Annotated in this window: 10 protein-coding genes; 4 read left to right on the top strand and 6 right to left on the bottom strand. The window is 74.5% G+C overall.

Annotated features, from left to right (window positions below):
* Nucleotide 1: 1 nt before the first annotated feature.
* Both ACIRQ9_RS22155 and ACIRQ9_RS22150 read right to left on the bottom strand, forming a co-directional pair.
* Entirely contained in the window at nt 2-6889 is a 6888-nt protein-coding gene (locus ACIRQ9_RS22155) for an SDR family oxidoreductase (protein WP_404175925.1), read from the bottom strand.
* Between the two features lie 635 nt (nt 6890-7524).
* Complete coding sequence (locus tag ACIRQ9_RS22150; RefSeq protein WP_404175922.1) at nt 7525-9330, bottom strand: ricin-type beta-trefoil lectin domain protein; 1806 nt, start codon at nt 9328-9330, stop codon at nt 7525-7527.
* Nucleotides 9331-9888: 558 nt separating this feature from the next.
* Between ACIRQ9_RS22150 and ACIRQ9_RS22145 the strand changes: the two genes are divergently transcribed.
* Nucleotides 9889-10800, top strand: coding sequence for an alpha/beta hydrolase (locus ACIRQ9_RS22145; RefSeq protein ID WP_404175919.1), 912 nt, complete (start codon nt 9889-9891; stop codon nt 10798-10800).
* Here ACIRQ9_RS22145 and ACIRQ9_RS22140 read toward each other — a convergent pair.
* Nucleotides 10754-11191 carry a DUF4442 domain-containing protein gene (locus ACIRQ9_RS22140; RefSeq protein ID WP_404176396.1) on the bottom strand — a complete coding sequence of 146 codons (438 nt, stop codon included), beginning with the start codon at nt 11189-11191 and terminating at the stop codon, nt 10754-10756. The two genes, ACIRQ9_RS22145 and ACIRQ9_RS22140, sit on opposite strands and share 47 nt — an antisense overlap.
* A gap of 157 nt (nt 11192-11348) precedes the next feature.
* Here ACIRQ9_RS22140 and ACIRQ9_RS22135 point away from each other — a divergent pair, with 157 nt between their 5' ends.
* Nucleotides 11349-12347, top strand: a complete 999-nt coding sequence (locus tag ACIRQ9_RS22135) for a hypothetical protein (RefSeq protein WP_404175915.1) — start codon at nt 11349-11351, stop codon at nt 12345-12347.
* A 69-nt stretch (nt 12348-12416) separates the two neighbouring features.
* A complete protein-coding gene (locus ACIRQ9_RS22130; RefSeq protein WP_404175912.1) occupies nt 12417-13736 on the top strand; it encodes an MFS transporter in 1320 nt (439 codons plus the stop codon).
* On the opposite strand, the gene ACIRQ9_RS22125 is transcribed toward ACIRQ9_RS22130, so the two are convergent.
* Both ACIRQ9_RS22125 and tuf read right to left on the bottom strand, forming a co-directional pair.
* On the bottom strand, nt 13698-14543 hold the full coding sequence (locus ACIRQ9_RS22125) for a spermidine synthase (protein ID WP_404175909.1): 846 nt from the start codon (nt 14541-14543) through the stop codon (nt 13698-13700). The two genes, ACIRQ9_RS22130 and ACIRQ9_RS22125, sit on opposite strands and share 39 nt — an antisense overlap.
* 87 nt (nt 14544-14630) lie before the next feature.
* Nucleotides 14631-15800: an elongation factor Tu gene (tuf, locus tag ACIRQ9_RS22120; RefSeq protein WP_404175906.1), complete on the bottom strand. Its 1170-nt coding sequence runs from the start codon at nt 15798-15800 to the stop codon at nt 14631-14633.
* A gap of 330 nt (nt 15801-16130) precedes the next feature.
* Here tuf and ACIRQ9_RS22115 point away from each other — a divergent pair, with 330 nt between their 5' ends.
* Nucleotides 16131-16892 (top strand): TVP38/TMEM64 family protein, encoded by a 762-nt coding sequence (locus ACIRQ9_RS22115; protein WP_404175903.1) that lies wholly within the window; start codon nt 16131-16133, stop codon nt 16890-16892.
* Nucleotides 16893-17115: 223 nt separating this feature from the next.
* Here ACIRQ9_RS22115 and ACIRQ9_RS22110 read toward each other — a convergent pair whose 3' ends face one another.
* Complete coding sequence (locus ACIRQ9_RS22110) at nt 17116-18288, bottom strand: thiolase family protein (RefSeq protein ID WP_404175900.1); 1173 nt, start codon at nt 18286-18288, stop codon at nt 17116-17118.
* Nucleotides 18289-18470: the final 182 nt, after the last annotated feature.

The following is an 18470-nucleotide window of genomic DNA, read 5'->3' as shown; positions in this document are numbered from 1 at the left end:
GTCACCAGCCCGACGCGGTGTAGACGACGGCCCGGACGGACTCCGGTCCGTAGGCGAGTTCGCGCAGCAGCGCGGCCGCGCCCTCCTCGGGGTCGATCAGCCGGACCCCGCGCCGGGCGTACTCACGCCCCAGTTCCGGGCTGACCATGCCGGTGTGCCCGCCGGTCGGCGCCCACGGCCCCCAGTGGACGGTCAGCGCCCGCCTGCCGGTGCGGTCGGCCCAGTCGGCGCCGAGGCTCTCCAGCGCGTCGTTGGCGGCGGCGTAGTCGGCCTGGCCCCGGTTGCCGAGGACGGCGGAGACGCTGCCGAACAGCACCGCGAATCCGGGTCCGTCGGGCAGTTCGTCCAGGGCGGCGAGCAGGGTGGCGGCGCCGTTCGTCTTGGTGCCGTGGACCCGCCGGAAGGACTCCGGGGTCTTCTCGGCGATCAGCCGGTCCTCGATCACCCCGGCCGCGAAGACGACGCCGTCCAGGCGGCCGTGGTCGGCGTGGATCTCCTTGACGGCCTGGAGTACCGCGTCCCGGTCGCGGACGTCGACGGCGCGGTAGCGCGCCTGGCTGCCGAGGGCGGTGAGTTCGCCGAGGGTGGCGGTGATCTCCCGCTGGGCGAGGATCAGTTCGGCCTCGCGGTTGACCTCGGCGGGGCCGCGGCCTCCTCGGGCGGCGAGGGCCGCGCGGAGTGCGGCCGGGGTACGGGCGGCGGCGGTGTCCCGGCCCTCGGGACCGGTGGGTGCGGGGGTGCGGCCGATCAGCTCGACGCGGCAGCGGCAGGCGGCGGCGAGGCCGGCGGCGAACGTGGCGGTGATGCCCCGGGCCCCGCCGGCCAGCAGCACCACGGAGTCCCGGTCGAGGCCGAGGGCGGCGGCCTCGGCGGCGCCGGGCCCGGCGGGTCCCGCGCCGGTGCTGCCGAGCGGGCCGAGCGGTACCTCGGTCAGTTCGAGGCCCTGCCGTCCCGCGGCGGTGCGCAGGACGACGGGGGCCGGTGCGGGCAGGAGCAGTTCGGCGAGCAGCGCGTCGGCGACGGCGGCCGGTGCGGTGTCCGCGAGGGACACGACCCGGGCGACGGTGTCCGGGTACTCCCGGGCGACGGTGCGGAACAGGCCGTGCAGTCCCGCGGAGCGGGCCGCGTCCTCGCCTTCGGCGGGCCGGGGGGCCAGCAGCCAGCGCGGGCCACGGGCCAGGGCCGCCCGCAGCACGGGGTACGCGTCGGGCAGCACGGGTCCGTCGCCGCCGGGCAGCGCGCCCAGGTACAGGACGCCGTCGACGGGTCCTTCGGCCTCGTCGAGCAGGTGGCCGGGGCCGCCGGTCACGCACTCGGCGCCGTGCCCGGACAGCAGCCGCGCCAGTCGGTCGCCGTACCCGGCGGGCTTGCCGCCCTCGCCCAGGACGACGAACCGCCTGCCGGAGAGGACGGCGGCCGGATCGGTCCCGGGGTCCGGTTCCGGCAGGTCGACGGGACGCATCTCGAACCGTCCGGGCGCCTCGCCCGCAGGGATGTCCTCGTCCCGGCCGGTCGGGTGGGCGGACGCGGACGTGCGGGGCTCCGGCGCGGCGGCGGTCGGGTCGGGCGCGGCGGCGGTCGGGTCCGTGCCGCTCCCGGTGGTCGCCGCGGCCGTCTCCTGCCTGCGTCCCCCGGTGCCGGTCCGGGCCCGGAGCCAGCCGGTGACGGCGGCGGCCGTCCGCGCCTTGGCCAGTTCCTCCAGCTCGGCGTCGTCCAGGGTCGCCGCGCCGCCCGCGATGCCGAGCCGCTTCGCCAGTTCGCCGGCGATCTCGGCCCGTTTGATGGAGTCGATGCTGAGGTCCGCCTCCAGGTCGAGGTCGGGCTCGATCATGTCGACGGGGTAGCCGGTGCGCTCGCTGATGATCTCCAGGACGACCCGTTCGACGTCGGTCTCCGGGGCCGCGGGCTCCGGCTCGGGCGGCAGGGTCGCGGCGGGCGTGGGCGCGGACGGGAGTGCGGGGACCGGGACGGGGGCGAGCGCGGGCCGCGGCGGCGATGCCGGCGCGGCGGGCACCGTTCCCGGTGCTCCTGCGAAGTAGGTGAGCAGGACGTCGCGCTGGGCGGCGATCATCTCCCGGCTGGTGCGCAGGAATTCGGAGATCAGCGCGTCCCGGTCGGCCGGGTCGCCGTGCGGCTGGTTGGTCGTCACAGTCGTCTCCACGACTCGTCGGGCCGGTGCGAGGGCGCCGGGCAGGAGGTCTCCGGTGGCGGTGCGCACGAGCTGTCCGTCGACGGTCCAGCCGGGGCGTGCGGGCGCCGGGGTGCGGACGGCGTCGACGGCGTCCCGGCCGCGCAGCAGCCAGGCGGTGCGCACGGGTGCCCCGGCCGCGGCCAGCCGGGCGAGCGCGTCGAGCCAGCCGCGCAGTCCGCTGTCGGCGCGGGGTTCGCAGGCCACGGTGGTGTGCGGCCGGTCGCCGAGGATCTGCCCGACGAGCCGGGTGAGCACGGTGCCGGGTCCGGCCTCGACGAAGACCCGCGCCCCGGCCTCGTACATCGCCTCGATCTGGGCGGCGAAGGCGACGGGTGAGCCGATCTGGGCGGCGAGTTCGGCGCGTACGGCGTCGGGGTCCGCCGGGTAGGGGGCCGCGGTGCGGTTGGACCACACCGGGAACTCGGCGGGCCGTACGGCTGCCCGGGCGAGGGCCGCCGCGAACCGGGGTGCGGCGCCGGCGACGACCGGGCTGTGGAAGGCGCAGGCGACCGGGATCCGCTTGGCGCCGAGCCCGTTCGCGCGCAACCGCGCGACGGCTTCGGTCACTTCCCCGGTGGGGCCGGAGATGACGCTCTGCTTGGGCGAGTTGTGGTTGGCGACCACGACCGAGTCCGGGATCCCGGCGGTGCGCAGCGCGCGCTCGACGTCGTCGGCGGCGCCGGACACGGCGGCCATGGTGCCCGGTTCGTCGCCCGCGGCGGCCAGGATCGCGGCGGCGCGTTCGGTGCTCAGCGCCAGGAGGGTCTCGGGAGCGAGGGCGCCGGCCGCGGCGAGGGCGACGAGTTCGCCGTAGCTGTGTCCGGCGGCCATGTCGGGGCGGACTCCGGCCGCCGTCAGCAGGGCGTGCGCGGCGAGGCCGGTGATGCCGAGGGCGGGCTGGGCGGCCCGAGTGTCGGTGAGGGCGGCCCGCCGTCGGTCCCGGGCGGCGTCGTCGAAGGCGGCGGGCGGGTACAGGGGCCCGGCGTGGGCGTGGCCGAGCCGGAGGTAGTGCCGCAGTTCGGGGAGGGCCACCAGGAGGTCGGCGAGCATGCCGGGGCGCTGGCTGCCCTGGCCGGGGAAGAGGAAGGCGACCTTGGCCGCGGTGTCCGTCGGCGCACCGGCCAGGTGGACGCCGGCGGCCGGGCCGGGTTCGCCCGCGAGGACCTGCCGCAGCTGTCCGGTCAGCTCCCGCGGGTCGCGGGCCACCACCGCGGCCCGTACCGGCTCGTGGGAGGCGTCCGCGCGGCGGGCGGCGGCGAGTGCCAGGTCGCGCAGCCGCCAGGAGCCCGTCTCGGCGGCCCGCAGGATCTCCTCGACGCCCCGGTGCGCGGCCTCGTCGTCCCGGCCGCGGAACAGGAACAGCTCGGCGGGCCACAGGTCCAGGGCCTGCTCCGGCGGCACACCGCCGTCGTGGGCGGCCAGCACCACGTGGAAGTTGGTGCCGCCGAAGCCGAACGCGCTGACCCCGGCGAGCCGTTCGGACGCCGGAGCGGACCACGGCCGGGCCTCGGTGTGGAAGGCGAACGGGCTGTCCTCTTCCCGCCACGCCGGGTTGGGCCGGTCCAGGTGCAGGGTGGGCGGTTTGACGCCGGTGTGCAGGGCGAGGGTGGCCTTGATCAGTCCGGCGAGTCCCGCGGCGCACTTGGTGTGCCCGATCTGGGACTTGACCGAGCCGAGCGCGCAGCCGCCGCTCTCCGCGCCCGCCTCCGTGAACACCTCGCTGAGGATGGTGAGTTCGGTGCGGTCGCCGACGACGGTCCCGGTGCCGTGCGCCTCCACCAGTCCGACCCGTGCCGGGGACACGCCCGCGTTGCGGTAGGCGCGCAGCAGCGCGGCCCGCTGTCCCTCGGGGCGCGGGGCGGTCAGGCCCAGGGAGCGGCCGTCGCTCGATGAGCCGAGTCCCTTGATCACGCCGTAGACGCGGTCGCCGTCGCGTTCGGCGTCGGCGAGACGCTTGAGGACGACGCAGGCGACGCCCTCGCCGAGCGCGATGCCGTCGGCCGAGGCGTCGAAGGCGCGGGAGCGGCCGGTCGGCGAGAGGGCGTGCACGGAGGAGAAGAGGACGTAGTCGTTGATGCCGTTGTGCAGGTCGGCGCCGCCGCACAGGACGACGTCGCTGGTGCCGGCGGTGAGTTCCTTGCAGGCGACGTCGACGGCGGCCAGCGAGGAGGCGCAGGCGGCGTCCACCGTGTAGTTGGCGCCGCCGAGGTCGAGGCGGTTGGCGATCCGCCCGGAGATGACGTTGGCGAGCATGCCGGGGAAGGAGTCCTCGGTGAGCTGGGGCAGTTGGGCGTCGAGGCCGTCGGGGACCCTGCCGTAGTAGGAGGGCAGTACGGCGCGCAGGGTGGCCGCGTTGGAGAGGTCGCTGCCGGCCTCGGCGCCGAAGACCACGGAGGTGCGGGAGCGGTCGAACTCCTTTCCGCGGGCGCCGTATCCGGCGTCGTCCAGGGCGCGCCGGGCGGCCTCGAGGGCGAGCAGCTGGACGGGTTCGATGTGGCCGAGTGAGGCGGGCGGGATGCCGTAGCCCAGCGGGTCGAACGGGATGGGGGGCAGGAAGCCGCCCCACTTGGAGGTGGTGCTGCCGTCGGCGTGGTGGACGGCCGGGTCCCAGCGCTCGGCCGGGACCTCGGTGACCGCGTCGTGTCCGGCGACCACGTGCGCCCAGAAGGTGGCGAGGTCGGGGGCCTGCGGGAACATCCCGGCCATGCCGACGATCGCGATGTCGAGGGGGGCGGGTGCGGGCGGTTCCTGGCGCGGCTCGCCGGCCGGCCGCCGGGCCAGGCGGTCGGCGGCGCCGTCGGTGACGGCGTGGTGCAGGGCGGCCAGGGTGGTTCTCGCCGAGCGCAGCACGGCGACCTCGCCGGCCATGAACATTCCCTCGTTGAGCTGGCGTTGCTCGTCGACCGGCGTCAGCTCGCCGTCGGCGGAGCGGTCGACGCCCTTGCTGGCGACGCGCAGCCGGCCGACGTTGAGCCGTTCCAGTTCCTCCCACAGCCGCCGGTCCGCCACGCCGTTCGCCCGAAGTTCGGCTTCGCGCCTGTGGTAGCCGAGGGTGAAGGGGCTGGGGACGCAGCGGGTGGCGTGGCCGGGCGCGGTCTCCAGGAGCGCGGTCGAGGCGGCCGCCATGACCTGGCGCTGGAACAGGGGCCGGATGGCGCCCCGGTCCACCGCCTCCTCGGTGAAGAGGTAGGCGGTGCCCATGAGCAGGCCGACGGCCGCGCCCCGGGCGGTCAGCGGGGCGGCGAGCGCGGCGACCATCGCGGCGGAGCGTTCGTCGTGGATGCCGCCGGCGAAGAACACCTCCAGGTCCTCGGCCTGCGGGAAGTCCTCCAGGACGGCGAGCTGGGCCTCCCAGAGCGGAAAGCTGGCGCGCGGTCCGACGTGGCCGCCGCACTCGGAGCCCTCGAACACGAACCTGCGGGCGCCGGCCTCCAGGAACTGCCGCAGCAGGCCGGGCGAGGGCACGTGCAGGTAGGTGCTGATCCCGGCCCGTTCCAGCGCCTCGGCCTGGGCGGGGCGGCCGCCCGCGATGATCGCGTGGCTGGGCCGCAGCTCCCGTACGGCGTCGAGCTGGGCGTTCCTGAGGTCCTCGGGGGCGAAGCCGAGCACGCCGACGCCCCAGGGCCGGCCGTCCAGTGCGGCCCTGGCCTCGGTGAGCAGTTCCCTCGTGCGCGCGCCGTCGGCGAGGGCGAGGGCCAGGAAGGGCAGTGCTCCGTCGGCGGCGACGGCCGCGGCGAAGGCGGCCCGGTCGCTGACCCGGGTCATCGGGCCCTGGGCGACGGGCAGCCGGGTGCCGAGGGCGCGGCTCATGGCGGAGGTGCCGGGCCGTAACGCGTCCGCCGCGACGGCGCTGTCCTGCCGGATCGCCGCCGTCAACTCCTTTATGGTGCGCCGTACATCGCCCCACCGGTCGGCGAACCGGGCGGCGAGGAAGCCGTCCTGTCCCACCGGCAGCAGCTGGGTGCGCGGGTCCTCGGCGCCCAGCAGCGCGGCGACCGCGTCCGGGTCGTCGGCGGGCGGGCGCACGGCGTCCGGGCCGCGCCGGTGCAGGACCCGGTGACCGGCCACGACAGTCGTCTCGGAGCCGTCCAGGGAGCGCAGTACGGCCGCGGTGGCCTCGGGCAGCCGGGACTCGGCGAGCAGGGCCAGCTGGCTGTCCAGGACGACTCCCGCCGCCCCGCCGGCCACCGCGGCCGCCGCGGTCCGCGGTCCGATGCCGCCGCAGGCCCACACCGGGACGGTCAGCTCCGGTGCTCCGAGGAGCTGTTGGAGCAGGACGAAGGTGCTGAGTCCGCCCACCCGGCCGCCGCTCTCGGCGCCCCGGGCGATCAGTCCGTGGGCCCCGGCCTGGACCGCCCTGCGCGCGCCGGCCAGGTCGGTCACCTCGGCCAGCACCCGGCTCCACGTGTCGATCCGGCCGGCCGTCCAGGGTGCGTCGGCGGCCAGGACCACGGTGTCGGGCGCCTCGTCGAGGTCGTCCGGGGTGAGTGCGCAGCGCGGGCCGACCCGCACGCCGTAGGGGCCGGGCGCCTCGTGTCTCAGCCGGGTGAGGGCCTCCCTGGTTCTTCGGTCTCCGCGGCCCAGGTCCAGGACACCGATTCCGCCGGCGGCACAGACCGCCGCGGCCAGCCGGTGGTCGGGTTCTCCGAAAGGGGTGACGCACATGATCAGATCGACGGCACGCACAGGGGACGTCATGATGCTCCGAATAATCGGGAGGACAGCACGGTGGGGGATGTGTGCGGCGGAAAGCTCGGGGTGAGGCCCACGGAAACTAGCGAGTTCATTACTCGCGGGTCAATAACGGCACGGCCCTATCATGCCCGGGGGCATTGATTCGGCCAGTCGGGGAAATTCACCGCAAGTGCCGAAAATCCGAGCATTCCACTGCGCCGAAACGGCCCCGGAACCGGCCGAGCAGCGGTGTCACACCACCACAAGACCGTCAAAGCACCCGGGTCATTCACGCGCTACTCACCCCGGCGCAACACCCCGTGCGGGCGCGCCCAGCTCTGTAAATTCGGGATGACTTCGGTCCGCTGGCTCGATCGTGGCACAGCGGAAACGTGCGGCGCCCGGCCCTGCGCGAAGCCTGCACCAACCCTGACCCAAGCCTGACAAAAACCTGTCGCCAAAGGTATTGCTTCAGGTGAAACGCACGACGGGGAAAATCCTTGTAAACCCTTGAAGTAAAGCGGCCGGAGAGCGTTCGCCCGCCGACCGCTCATTGACATTCGTTCAGTTTTTCAAGCAGGTGACCGGGCACCGGCGCACAGCCCGAGGCCACCCGACGAGGCACCCACCCGGACCGTGCGCGGCCCGCCGCCCGCCCGTCAGCCGAGCAGACCCGCCGCTCCGCCCAGAACGCCGGTCACCGCGGCCGGGACCGACTCCAGCACGTCGCCGGCCGTCGAGGTGAGCGTCGCGACGGGTACGGCCCGCTCCGGCGTGCCGGACGGCACGACCGGACCGGCGCCGTGCGAGCCGACCTGCGCGACCCGGGTGCGGTTCGGCTCCTGCGCGGTCTCCGGCGCCGTCGGCGGAGCCGACGCGTCCGGCGGGGACGCGGAGTCGGGCGGAGCCTCGCCCTCCTCCGGTCCGGCGGGCGCCGCGTGCGGGACGGCGGGCGCACCCGGTGCGCCGCCGGACGCCAGCTCCCAGCGCTGCCGAAACGTTCCGTCACGCGAGGACACGGTCACCTTCGTACCGTCCACGGTCAGCGCGAGGCCCTTGTCCCAGCGCAGCAGGAGTTCGCCGCGCACGGTCAGGTCGTACGCCACCTCGCCCGGGTGCACCAGGCAGCCGGAGACCACGACGGTGCCGGCACCCGGATCGGCGGCGAGGCAGAGACCGGGGTCGAGGACGCTGCGCAGCATGCCGTCGTCCTGGTACGACCACTGCTGGGAACCGGCGTCCGCGCACCGGCCGAGCCCGAGGCCCGCCCCCTCCCGAGGCCGTCCGCCCCGCACGTCCAGACAGAGCCCGGAGTCGAGGCTGCGCAGTCGGCCGCGGGCGATCTCGACCGGCTCGCCCACGGAGGCCGGGGAAGGGGAGGTGGCGGTGGCCGGTGCGCGGTCGGGGCCGGGCTCGGTGGCGCCTGGGCCATGGGCGCCCCAGGCGGTGGTGCCGGGACGCGGGACACCGTTGTCGTCGGACCAGCTCTTGGCCACGAGCACGGTGGCGAGCAGCACGAGGGAGACCAGGCCGGCCCCGGCCAGCAGGGCCTTGCGCCGGCCACCTTCGGACGCCGTGCGGTGCCGTCCGCCGGGCGGCGCCGCGGACGCGGGGCCGGTGCGGGGCTGCCAGGGCCCGGCGGTGCCGCGGCCGGGCCGTGCGTCGAGATAGCGGCGGGCACCCCAGCCGAGCACGGCCTCGGCGAGCAGCACCTCCAGACCGCCGTCGAAGTGGCTGAGCTGCTCGGCGGCGTGCCGGCAGAACCGGCAGACCGTCAGGTGCTGCCGCACATCGGGGAGCAGGGCACCGCCCCGGCGCAAGGGGACGTCGAGGAGGCGGTGGTAGAAACGGCATTCGTCCGAAGGCGCGAGTTCCCGGTGGGCGCGCACCAGGCCGGCCCTGAATTGTTCTCGGGCCTGGCCGAGGGCGGCTGTCGCGGTGGCCGCGTCGACGCCCGACAGACCAGCGGGTATGTTTATCGGCTCGGCTTCGACCTCGGTGTGCCACAGGAGGCATTGAGAGGCCGCGGGAAGTGCCCGGAAAGCGCGTTCCGCGAGCTGCCGCCTTTCCGGGGTGCCCGGTTTCGCGGCGCTGAGCCCGCGGCCTCCGGTGGTCCTGCGCAGTTCCGGTACGACGACGGAAATGGCTTCGTCGGCGGCCCAGGCGCGGACCGTGTCCCGTACGGCCACCAGGAGCCGCGGACGCAGGGCGCCGCCGGCCGTCGCGCCGAGCACCCGTTCGAAGGCGGCACCGGCGACCAGTTGCGCGGCGGGGGTGGCGGATGCGAGGCAGACGACGGCGTAGTCGCAGGTGGCGCGCCAGTGCCGGGTGAGCAGCAGGGCGACGGCGTGATGCCTGGCCGCGGGGGTCCCGGCGAGCTGGGCGAGGAGATCGCGGTCGGACTCCCCGGTACTCGCACCGGGGCGGGGCGGGAAGGGCGGGCGTGGGGGGTAAGGGGATTGCACTGGACCATTTCCTTCCGAGCCGCAGGACGGCATGCGAAACGGCGCCCTGACGGAATGCGGTGCCTATTGGTGCGTACCTTTTGGAGCCCCTAGGGGCCGGGCTGACGGCCGTGCCGGTCTCCGGACCCTCCCGCGGGGAGGCTCACCTTCGCACACCGGTCTCTCAGGAAACAAGAACTCGTGGTGACTCGGGTTCAGAGTTCGGTGAATTCAGATGAGTTACCGCCGGTATCCGCATACCCATTGCATTCCGCGGGCCCGCGGGGCCGACTTGTGCGCGTCGTGGACCCGACGGCACACGAAATCTCCAACTCGCCGGAGCCCGCGGCCACCGCTGCGGGACGGCCCCTCCCACAGCCGTCCGACACGTCGCTCCCGGCCCTCTCTCATCCCGGCGCGCCGGCATGGCCCGCATGACCGCCCCCAACCCCTCCCCCGCCCGCCTCCGCCCGTCCGGTCCGCAAGGCCGTCGTGCCGGCCGCCGGACTCGGCACCAGGTTCCTGCCCGCGACCAAGGCGCGCGTTCCCTCCGGTGAAGCTGGAACGAGGAGGCTTCCGATGGCGTCCACCGCACGACGGCGGAATCTCTCGACGACTCTCACGGCCGTGGCGATCGCCCTCACCGGCACGCTGTCCGCGGCCCCCGCGCCCGGCGGGCAGGCGGCCGAGCAGCGGACGAAACCCACGATCGTCCTCGTGCACGGCGCGTGGGCGGACGCGTCGAGCTGGAACGGCGAGGTCTCGCTCCTGCGCCGCGCCGGCTACACGGTGCGGGCTATCGACAACCCGCTGCAGAACCTGACGACCGACGCGCAGACGGTCCAGGACTTCCTCAAGACCGTCAAGGGCCCGATCGTGCCGGTGGGGCACTCCTACGGCGGCTCGGTGATCACCAACGCGGCTCAGGGCGTCGGCAACGTCAAGGCACTCGTCCACGTCGACGCCGCCGCGCCCGCGGTCGGCGAGACCACGGCGCGGCTGAGCGGCCCGACGTCGGTGCTGACCAAGGGGTCGCCGGCCGACCTGCACGACGCGGTGCCGTACGCGAACGCGCCGTCCAAGGCGTCCGCGCTGTGCCTGAAGGAGGACGTGTTCGTCACCAAGTTCGCGAGCGGCGTCCGCCACGACCAGGCGGTCGGCCTGTGGGCCACCCAGCGCGCCGCGACCACGGTGGCCTTCAACACCCCCTCCACGTACGCGGTGTGGAAGACGATCCCGTCCTGGTACCTCATCAGCACCGGCGACCAGATCATCACGCCCGACCCGGAGAAGTCGATGGCGCGCCGGGTCCAAGGTGACGCTCTACAAGGGCGGTTCGCACCTCACGCTGGTGTCGGACCCGGCGGCCGTGACGAAGGTGATCCAGTCCGCGGCCTCCTCCGTGCGCTGAGGCGGCGGAGCACCGGGAGGAGTGGCCGGGCGCTCAGCCGTTGGGGCGCAGGGTCCAGACGACCGTCATCTCGCCGGTGACCGCGCCGTCCTCGCGGGTGATGGCGACGGCGACCGGGAACTCGGGGCGCCTGCCCTCGTCGAGTTCGGCCACGACGTCGGCGATCGGGCGGCCCAGGGTCGCGGTCGCCGTGACCGGTCCGAGAGCCACCTTCTTGTAGGCGATCTCGGCGCTGACGGCGAGCGGCACGGCCCGCGAGAGCTGGTCGCCGAAGGCCGCGAGGACGATCGCGCCGCTCGCGGACTCGGCGAGGGTGAACATCGCGCCCGCGTGCGGCCCGCCGATGTGGTTGTGGAAGTCGCCCTGGTCCGGGAGGGCCAGCACGGCGCGCTCCGCGGTCGTCTCCAGGTACTCCAGGTTGAGGGTCCGCACCATCGGGACCGTGGCGGCGAGCATCTCGCCGATCGACATCTGGTCTGTGCTCATGACGGTCATGTTACTCACGGGTAGCAGGTCTGCACAGGGCCGGTGCGGTGTTCACCGCCACGGTCGCCGCCACCAGGCCCGGCGGGCGTCCACCGGGACCGAGGGGGTCCCCGGGAACCTGGCGGCACTAGGGTTACGAGCCATGTGGCCAGAACAGCAGCCGCCAGGGGGCGAGCAACACCCGCAGAGCAACCCGTACCAGCAGCCGGGTTACCAGCAGCCGAATCCTTACCAGCAGCCCGGCTACCAGCAGTACCCGCCGCCGGGCGGGTACGGGCAGCAGCCGCAGTGGGGGCAGCCGGGACAGGCCGGCGGGCCGCAGCCACCGCAGGGCGGGGGCGGCGGCAGCCGGACGAAGCTGGTCGCGATCATCGCGGCCGCGGCGGTCGTGGTGGCGGCCGGAGTGACCGGCTTCCTGGTGCTCGGCGGCAAGAAGGACGACACCGCGGACGGCGGCAAGGACCGCCAGGCGTCCCGGTCGCCCGCGCCGTCGCCGACCGTCTCCGCCTCGTCGGACGACAACCCGCGCGGCGAGGAGACCGAGAAGCCGACCGTCGCGGGCTGGAAGACCGTCGTGAACCCGAAGTGGGGAACGGCCTTCGACGTGCCGGCCGACTGGGAGGTGCTGACCCCGGGGACGTCCATCGGCTTCGAGGACAAGGACGGCAAGCCGATCATCACGATGTCGGGTGCCGCCCAGTACAAGTCGAAGTGGTGCACGAGCGACGACGACAAGGACGGCAGGACCGAGGACACCTCCCTCGCGGGGGTCGGCACCAGGGGCGAGAGCGGCGCCAAGAGCGGCGCCGACGCGGCCGTCCACGAGGTCCCCCGGTGGGTGTACGGCGGCTACACGCAGCCGGACAAGAAGAGCCTCGACTACGACAAGAAGGCCACCGCCTACACCACCGCCTCCGGCCTCAAGGGCGCGTACGCCTGGTCGCGTTCGTCCGATACGCCGCAGAAGGGCACGTGCGCGAGCGACGGCAAGGCGATCACGTTCGGTTTCGAGAACTCGGCCGGGGACCTGGTGTCCTGGGACTTCTACGGCGCCAAGGGCGTCAAGGACGAGGTCCCGACGGCGACGATCATGAAGATCCTCAGCACGGTCCGGCTGCACGGCACGCCGACCGGGGGCTGACCCGGCCGGGGGGCCGGACGCCCGCCGACCGGTTTGGCACGCCGGACCCGCGGCAGGGATAGTCGGGCGGTGACCTCCACCTCCGACACCCGCGGCACCTCCGGCACTCCCGCCCGCCTGCGCAGACCCGGCTGGGCCGGCCGCAACTACAGCCTGCTGACCGCGGCGGCGGTCGTGACGAGCCTGGGTGCCAACGGCTCGCTGATCGCCGCCGCGTTCGCGGTCCTGGACGCGGGTGGCGACGGCGGTGACGTCGGTCTGGTGGCCGCCGCGAGGACCCTGCCGCTGGTGCTGTTCCTGCTCGTCGGCGGCGCGGTGGCGGACCGCTTCCCCCGCCACCGGGTGATGGTCGCGGCCAACGCCCTGAACTTCCTCTCCCAGGGCACCTTCGCCGTCCTGGTGCTCGCGGGCGACCCCAGGCTCTGGCAGATGATGCTGCTCACCGCGCTGGGCGGCACCGGCCAGGCGTTCTTCAGCCCGGCCGCCGAGGGCATGCTGATGTCCTCGGTCAGCGGCGAGCAGGCGGGTCGCGCCTTCGCCGTGTTCCGGATCGCGATGCAGGGCGCCGCGCTCGGCGGCGCGGCACTCGGCGGCGCCCTGGTCGCGGCGGTGGGTCCGGGCTGGGTGCTGGCGGTGGACGCGGCCGCCTTCGCCGTCGCCGCGGCGCTGCGCTCGTTCCTCGACGTCAGCCATGTCCCGCCGCGCGTCCCCGGCGAGGGACTGGTGGCCGACCTGCGGGAGGGCTGGCGGGAGGTCAAGGGCCGCCCCTGGCTGTGGGGCATCGTCGTCCAGTTCTCGATCGCGAACGCGGTGGTGGGCGCCGCCGACGCGGTCTACGGCCCGCTCGTCGCCCGCGACAGCCTCGGCGGGCCGGCGCCGTGGGGCCTGGCGCTCGGCGCGTTCGGCGCGGGCACGGTGGGCGGCGCCCTGCTGATGACCCGTTGGAAGCCCCGCAGGCCGCTGTTCGCCGGCACCCTGTGCATCTTCCCGCTGGCCCTGCCCTCGGCGGCGCTCGCGGTGCCCGTCCCGGTGGCGGTCCTCTACGCGGTGATGTTCGTCTCCGGCGCCACGGTCGAGGTCTTCGGCGTCTCCTGGATGACCGTGCTGCACCAGGAGATACCCGAGGACAAGCTCTCCCGCGTCTCGGCGTACGACTGGTTCGGCTCCGTCTCCCTGCTGCCGCTGGCGACCGCGCTGGCGGGCCCGGCGGAGGACGCCTTCGGCCGGAGCCCGGCGCTGTGGGGCTGCGCGGGACTGGTCGTCGCGGTCACCGCCGCGGCGCTGCTGGTGCCGGACGTCCGCAACCTGACCCGGCGCACGGTCCCGGTCGCAGCCGGGCCGGCCCGCCCGTCAGCCGATGCCGAACGCTCCGCCGGGGGGCTCGGGTGAGGGCACGGCGTCCGCGTCGGCGACGGGTGCCGCACCGCCGATGAACCGCCGCAGCGCGGCACCGTGCTCGACGCGCGCCGGGAACGCGTCGGCGGCGGTGCGGCGGGCCGGGCCGGACAGGTCGACAGGCCGGTGCGAGGCGACGAGGACGGCGTTGCCGAACCGGCGCCCGCGCAGCACGCCGGGTTCCGCGATGACCGCCAGCTCCTCGAACACGGCCGCGAACGTGGCGAGTTGGGAACGCAGGAAGTCGAAGGGCGCGGAGTCCGCGAGGTTCGCCAGGTAGACGCCGTCGTCCCGCAGCACCCGCTGGGCCTGCCGCGCGTAGCCCAGCGAGGTCAGGTGCGCGGGGATCCGGGATCCGCCGAAGACGTCGGCGATCAGCACGTCGGCCGAGTCCCCGGCAGCGCTCTCCAGCCAGCCCCGGGCGTCGGCGGCGTGCAGGGCGATCCCGGCCCGGTCCGGCAGCGGCAGATGCTCGGTGACCAGGTCCAGCAGCCCCCGGTCGGCGTCCACGACGTCCTGCCGGGAGCCCGGCCGGGTCGCCGCCACGTACCGGGGCAGGGCCAGGGCTCCCCCGCCGAGGTGCAGCACGTCCAGGGGCGCCCCGGCCGCCGCCACGGCGTCGAGCACGAATCCCAGACGCCGGGCGTACTCGAACTCCAGGTGCGTCGGCGCGTCGAGATCGACGTACGACTGGGGCGCCCCGTCGACGGTCAGCAGCCACGCCCGTGCCCGGTCGACGTCGGGCATGAGCTTCGCGGTGCCGTGGTCGGTGACCCGGACGACGGGTATGGCTTCGTTCACGCCTCCATTGTGCGATGCGCGGATTTGCCCAGGGGCACGGGGAAGACCGGCCCCGCACCGGCCGGCCGTCGCCCGCTCGCGGCGACCTCACTCCACGGCGGTCACCGTCCCGGCGCCCACGGTCCGGCCGCCCTCACGGATCGCGAAGCCGAGCCCCGCCTCCAGCGGCACCTCCCGTCCCAGCTCCACCGTCATCTCCACCGTGTCACCGGGCCGGGCGACCGCCGCCGCGCCGAGGTCGACGACGCCGACCACGTCCGCGGTACGGATGTAGAACTGCGGACGGTATCCCGTCGAGACCGGGGTGGTACGGCCTCCCTCGCGGCCCGAGAGCACGTACACCCGCGCCGTGAACCGCCGCGCCGGCGTCACGCTGCCCGGCGCGGCCACCACGTGCCCGCGCCGCACCGCGTCCCGTGCCACCCCGCGCAGCAGCAGCGCCACGTTGTCCCCGGCCTGCGCCTCGTCCATCGGCCTGCCGAAGGTCTCCAGGCCGGTGACGACGGTCTCCACGCCGGCGCCGAGCACCTCGATCCGGTCGCCGACCCGTACGGTGCCCCGCTCGACGGCACCGGTCACGACGGTCCCGCGCCCGGTGATGGTGAGGACGTTCTCCACCGGCAGCAGGAACGGCGCGTCCAGATACCGCTCCGGCATCGGCACGTAGGTGTCCACCGCGTCGAGCAGCGCCTCGACGGCCGCCGTCCAGCGCGGGTCGCCCTCCAGCGCCTTGAGTCCGGAGACCCGTACGACGGGCACCGCGTCGCCGCCGTACCCCTGCGCCGTGAGCAGGTCCCGGACCTCCAGCTCCACGAGGTCGGTGAGCTCCTCGTCACCCGCGTCGGCCTTGTTCAGCGCGACCACGATGTGGTCGACGCCCACCTGCCGGGCGAGCAGCACGTGTTCGGCGGTCTGCGGCATGATCCCGTCGAGCGCGGAGACCACCAGGATCGCGCCGTCCAGCTGGGCGGCACCGGTGACCATGTTCTTGACGTAGTCGGCATGACCCGGCATGTCCACGTGGGCGTAATGCCGGGTGTCGGTCTCGTACTCGACGTGCGCGATGTTGATGGTGATGCCGCGGGCGGCCTCCTCCGGGGCCCGGTCGATGCGGTGGAACGGCACGAAGGTGCCGGAGCCGCGGTCGGCGAGGACCTTGGTGATGGCGGCGGTCAGGGTCGTCTTGCCGTGGTCGACGTGGCCCATCGTGCCGATGTTGAGGTGCGGTTTGGTGCGGACGTATGCCGTCTTGGGCATGGCTCTACCTCGAAGCCTGAACTGCGGTGGGGCGTCTCTTCGATGCGGGACGCGGGGACCCCGGCGGACCGCCGACCCTCCCCCTGCGGGGTCCGCCGGACGTTCCGGGGAGGGTCAGCTTCGGGCGCCGTCGACGGCCGGGAGAGCGGGCACGGCAGCCTTCGGCGCATCCGCGGCTGCGGATGCTGCGAGGAGGAAGGCGTACCGGAACATGACGCAGATCATTGCCGACGCGTCACCGCACGTCGAACGGTTTTCCGTGGCACCGGTTTCGCCCGAGGGACAGGATGCGTACGGCGATCACACATCTGCTTCGGCTAGGGTCACTGAATGCTCGATGCCAACCGCTCTGGCACCGCCACGGCCGTTCCCCCGGCCGCCGCCGAGGAGCTGACCATTGCCGTGTCCGGTCCGGTGAGTTTCGCCGCGCGCTGCACGCGCGTGCTGCTGTCGCCGTGGTCCCGGCTGTCCCTGCTGGTCGCCCTGCTGGCGGCGGCCGGCGCGTCGGTGCTGCTGTTCGAACCGCAGAAGCTGCTGACGCAGGGCTGGCCGCCCCAGGTCGAGGGCACCACCGCGGTGGTCGTCTTCGCCGTGACGTACGGCCTGGTCACGGTGGCGTTCGTCCCGAGACCGTTTCTGAACCTGGCCGCCGGCGCGCTGTTCGGCTCGGCGCTCGGGATGGGCGCGGCGATGGCGGGCACCCTGCTCGGGGCGTGGATCTCCTTCGCGCTCGGCCGGCTGCTCGGCCAGGACGCGCTGCGCCCGCTGCTGCGCGGCCGGCTGCTGAACGCGGCGGACAACCAGTTCAGCGAGCACGGCTTCCGTTCGATGCTGGCGGTACGGCTCTTCCCCGGTGTCCCGTTCTGGGCCGCGAACTACGCGGCGTCCGTATCCCGCATGCGCTACGCGCCGTACCTGCTGGCGACCGGGCTCGGTTCGATCCCGAACGTCGCCGCGTACGTGGTGGCCGGGGCGCGTGCCTCGACGCCGACGTCCCCGGTCTTCCTGATCTCCGTCGCCGCCATCGTCGTCCCGGCGGTGGCGGGCGCGGTGGTGGCCTGGCGCAAGCGCCACCACCTGCGCGCCAAGTAGGCCGCGCCCCGGCGGGGGCGCGGGGAACGGCGCGACGGGCCACGACGAGGCGGCATCCGCACGACGGCGGGGCTCGTCCCGAGTGGCGCCCGGTCGCAGGGCGTGTGCGGCGGATCATGCCGCGGACGCGGAGGCTGCCCCACCCTCCCCCGGAGGGGACCCCCCGCGGCGCCGCGGAGGCACCGTCGACTTCCCCCGGCTCCGGCCTGATCCGCCGGAGGCCCTACCGCACCGCCTCCAGGATCATCGCGTTGGCCAGCCCGCCCGCCTCGCACATGGTCTGGAGCCCGTAGCGGGCGCCGCGCTCGCGCATCGCGTGCACCAGTGTCGTGGTCAGCCGGGTCCCGCTCGCCCCGAGCGGATGCCCGAGCGCGATGGCCCCGCCGTGCACGTTGACCTTGTCCAGGTCCGCGCCGGTCTCCTGCCGCCAGGCCAGCACCACGCTGGAGAAGGCCTCGTTCACCTCGAAGAGGTCGATGTCGCCGAGGCCGAGACCGGCCTTGCGGAGCACCTTCTCGGTGGCCGGGACCACGCCGGTCAGCATCAGCAGCGGGTCTGAGCCGGTCACGGCGAACGCGTGCAGACGGGCCAGCGGCCGCAGCCCGAGCCGCTCGGCGGTCTCGCCTGCCATGATCAGCACGGCGGAGGCGCCGTCGTTGACCGGGCTGGCGTTGCCCGCCGTGACGCTCCAGTCGATCTGCGGGAAGCGCTCGGCGAAGCCGGGGTCGTAGTAGGCGGGCTTGAGGCCGGCGAGGACCTCGGCGGTGGTGCCCGGCCGTACCGACTCGTCCCGGCCCACGCCCTCCAGCGGTGCCACCTCGGCGTCGAAGAGGCCCGCCTCCCAGGCGGCCGCCGCCTTCCGGTGCGAGGAGACGGCGAACGCGTCCATCTCGGCCCGGCTGATCGACCACTTCGCCGCGATGAGTTCGGCGCTGATGCCCTGCGGGACCAGGCCCTCCGGGTAGCGGGCGGCGACCCCGGGGCCGAAGGGATCCTTGCCGGGCGGCACGTTGGACCACATCGGCACCCGGCTCATCGACTCGACGCCGCAGGCCACCACGATGTCGTAGGCGCCGGACATGACCCCCTGCGCCGCGAAGTGCACGGCCTGCTGGGAGGAGCCGCACTGCCGGTCGACGGTGGTCGCGGGGACGGTCTCCGGGAAGCCCGCGGCCAGCACGGCGTACCGGGTGGTGTTCATGGCCTGCTCGCCGACCTGGTCGACGGTGCCGCCGATCACGTCGTCGATCAGGGCCGGGTCGACGCCGGCGCGCTCGACGAGGGTGCGCAGCGTGTGCGCGAGGAGTTCGACGGGGTGGACGTGGGCCAGGGACCCGTTCGGCTTGCCCTTCCCGACGGGGGTGCGTACGGCTTCGACGATGACTGCGTCACGCATCAGGGACCTCGATCGCGCGTCTCGACTACTGGTGAGTAGGAAATCCGAACTCACCATAACTCGGTGGGTAGGAAAATCCAACCGTCATCGGGCCGGACCTCGACGGCGGCCCGCGCGCACGCCGCGGGGCGGGGGGGGGGGGGGGGGCCCGCCCCCCCCCCCCCCCCCCCCCCCCCCCCCCC

Source organism: Streptomyces sp. NPDC101237, assembly GCF_044767465.1.
GTDB lineage: Bacteria > Actinomycetota > Actinomycetes > Streptomycetales > Streptomycetaceae > Streptomyces > Streptomyces gramineus.
This window is presented reverse-complemented; position numbering and strand designations above follow the sequence as displayed.